At 42.2% G+C, this 3,857-nt stretch carries 1 protein-coding gene; it reads left to right on the forward strand.

The window, feature by feature from the left end:
* Positions 1 to 273 precede the first annotated feature (273 nt).
* A partial coding sequence (locus ACWIW0_RS11075; protein ID WP_454453359.1) for a two-partner secretion domain-containing protein occupies positions 274 to 3,857 on the forward strand: 3,584 nt, incomplete at its 3' end.

Genomic DNA, 3,857 nt, shown 5'->3' on the forward strand with positions numbered 1-3,857 from the left:
TATCCCATCGTTATGCATAATAAAAATTGTTATGTTTTAATATATAAATCTGAAGTTTACATATATTTATATTCAAGAACGAATTATCCATATTGAGGGGAAGTTTGCACTATTTAGGTCAGTTTTATCAGCTAACCTTAATGGTGCTAGAGTTATTTGGAAATTAGCATATCTTTCAAAATAGATACAATATTTTCAATGGTCTAAGATAAAACTCTGTTTTATCTTTATAAATAAAATCATTACTTAGTTTGCATTAGGAGTAAATTAAAAATGAATAAAATATATCGCTTAAAGTTTAGTAAGCGTTTAAATCAGCTTGTGGTTGTGTCGGAAATTACCACAGGTCACGATAAGAATAGTGGAAGTTCACAATCAGTTGATGTGAACAGCGTAGCAGAAACAACCAAAGGAAGCGGTTTATTGAAAATAAAACCGCTTTCCGCATTATTATCGCTTTTCACTTTAGGTTTTGCAGCCCCAACCTTCGCTTCAGGCCTACAAGGAATGGACGTAGTAAGCGGTACGGCAACGATGACAGTGAATGGTAAAAACACCACCATCACCAACAGCCCTGATGCCATCATCAACTGGAAACAGTTCAACATCAACCAAGACGAATTAGTTCGTTTCGTCCAAGAAAGCTCAAACTCTGCCGTTTTCAACCGAGTAACGTCAGACCAAGTATCACAATTAAAAGGTACGCTAAGCTCAAACGGTCAAGTATTCTTAATCAACCCGAACGGTATCTTCTTCGGTAAAGACAGCGTGATTGACACCGCAGGCTTTGTGGCATCGACATTGAACATCGCAGACGAAGACATCAAACGTGGCAACCTCGCCTTTGCTCAAGCCAAAGACAAAGCAATGGCAGAAATCGTCAATAACGGCTTAATCACCGTATCACCAAATGGCACCGTTGCCTTGGTCGGTGGTTCTGTGAAAAACAACGGCATCATCAAAGCCGAAAACGGCAACATTTTCTTGCAAGCTGGTCAAAAGATCACCATCAGCGACCTTGCCAACCCAACCATCACCTACAGCGTATCAGCGCCTGAAAACGAAGCGGTCAACTTAGGCGAAATTTTTGCAAAAGGCGGCAAAATCAACATCTCAGCAGGTAATGTGAAAAACCGTGGCGTATTAAATGCCGACAGCATTCAAAACAAAAACGGCAAAATCGTCCTTTCAGCCAAACAAGGCACAGCTGACGTAGGTGGCAAAATCAGCCTAAACGGTGGCACCATCAGCGGTGGTTCACTCAAAATCACAGGCGATAAAGTCGTTATCCAAAGCGATGCCAAATTTGAACTGACTGGTAAAAACGGCGGTACCGTTTATATCGGCGGTGATGAGCGTGGTCAAGGCAAAAACGGCATTCAATTAGCCAAAGAAACCCACATCAAAAAAGGTGCAACCATTGACGCATCAGCCACCGAAAACGGCGATGGCGGTCGTGTAGTCGTTTGGGGTGATCACGCTCAAATCGATGGTACCATCACAGCAAAAGGTGGTAAAAAGTCAGGTAACGGCGGCTTCATTGAAACTTCAGGTCACTACCTAGGTGTATCAAAAACTGCCAAAATTGACGCCAGTGCAGCTAACGGTAAAAACGGCTTGTGGTTGCTTGACCCTTATAACGTACGAATTGTGGCGGGTCCTCAACCTGCACAATCCAATATAAGCACCAGCCCACTAAAAGTAACTGGTGAAAATGCGGTTATCCATAACACCACGCTTGAAGCGGCATTGGGTACTCAAGGTACAGACGTTCTTATCCAAACCTTTGACCCAACTAATCCTAGTGCAGGAAATGAAGAGGGGACGATTACCGTTGAAGCAGACATCGTGAAAAATGGCGGCGGAGACAACAAATTAACCTTTGAATCAAACTCTACTTTCACTTTAAATAGTGGCAAAACCATTGAATCAAAACTAGGTGCATTAAATCTAAACATCACTTCAGGTAAAAATGCCGTTATCGATGGTAATATTAAAACTAATGGTGGTAACTTTGATTTAACTTCATATGGCTTAACTACCAATAATGCCAATATTGATCTATCAGATGTGAAGGGCGGATCCGAAGTTGGTACCTTTAATGTTGATGTAAAAAATGCAGGACACAGTAGTTTCTATAACAGCAATATTACTTTGACCGACTCTACCTTCAAAGGCAAAGGCAATATTCGTACTAATACATTACTGACAAATAATGACGACAGTCGCTTAAAACGCCCTTTGGAACTTAACAATGCCACATTTATCGTTCCTAATGCAGACGATACTTTGACAGTTCAGTCGGATTATCAAACTAGAGGTAAAGATAATGCCACCCAATTCCAGCGTAATATTGCTGGTGTGCAAATCCAAAAAATGATCGCAGAAGGTGCTGGTACTGTGAATGTGCTGGGCATTGCTCAACAAGGTCAGACCAAAGGCATCCAAATTAAACAAAACGGTGAAGTTACAGCCAAAGGCGATGTTAAGCTAAATATCACAGGTAGATACAATCCTTATGGTGACTTCGGTGCTGTTACGCAGATCGGTGCTGGTGCCGTCATCAATGCTGAGGATAACAGTAATATTGAAGTTGGAGCTCGTAGAGGTGCATTTGCATCGCAAGGTGATTTGACCTTGAGAGGTAACAATATTACCTTAGTATCGGCTGCTGAACCTCCATACGGATACGGTCCCGTTTATGGCTTGAAGTTGGATGCTGGCACAGTTACCGTTGATGCCAAGAACGTCAATATTACAGGGATTAACCATAAAGCTGTAAGTAGACAATACAATGATAGACAGGCATTGACTTTGGGTAATATGGTCATTGAAAGAGGTAACGTAAATGTTACTACTAATGCCGACGTATCGCTCAAAGGTAATTCTATTATTCAAAAGAATGCAAGTAATCTAAAAATTGCTCCTGCTGGTACTTTGTATACCACTAAGGAAGTAACCTTTAATGGTACCAATTCAGGTTCAACCCTGACTTTGGCTCCTCGTGCGATCAACTCAGGTGATTATGAAGCAATCGCAGCACTTAGTGCTGGTGTAGCTCTGACTCCACAAAATTATCCATTGGCAGGTCCTGTAAACATCGAAAACTACACCGATGCGAAGATCGACATCACTTCTACCCTTGCTGATGCCAAATATAACGGTATCTTTGGTGGAGAAGGTGTAAACTTCAAAAACAACACTGCAGACGGTATCACTTCTAACCAAGGTGCAACCATCAATGCTCCAGTGAGTTTTGATGATGATGGTAGCATCACTGCTGCTGGCACTTTAGACATCAAAAAAGAAGTGAAAGCTGGCACAGAGCTGACAGTAAACGCACCAACTACCAACGTAGAAAACGGCGGTAAATTGACTGCTGCTGATAAAGTAACCACCACTGGTAACGATCTGAACGTTAAAGAAGGTGGCGAAATTACCGTAACGGCTGCAGACGGTAAAGTCAGCATTGACAATACTGGTAACGTGAATAATGCCGGTAACATCACATCGCCTACAGGCACTGTAACCGTTACGAATGCTAACAGCCTAACCAACTCAGGCAACATCACCGCAAGCAAAGATGTGGAAGTAAACGCCAAGAATGTCAATAACTCAGGCGAAATCACTTCAAGCACTGCTAAAGTCGTGATTCAAGCGGTAGAAGCGGTAACCAACACTGGTAATATCACTGCCAAAACTGATGCAGAAATCACTGCCAAAAACGCAACCCTTGGCGGTAATGTAAAAGCTGAAAACAAAGTCGCTGTCGATGTCGCTGAAACAGCCACCATCAACGGCAATGTATCAGGTAACGCAGGCGTAACCACCACAGGTAAAAACTTAGTTGTTGATGC

The sequence above is a fragment of the Ursidibacter sp. B-7004-1 genome (assembly GCF_053654055.1).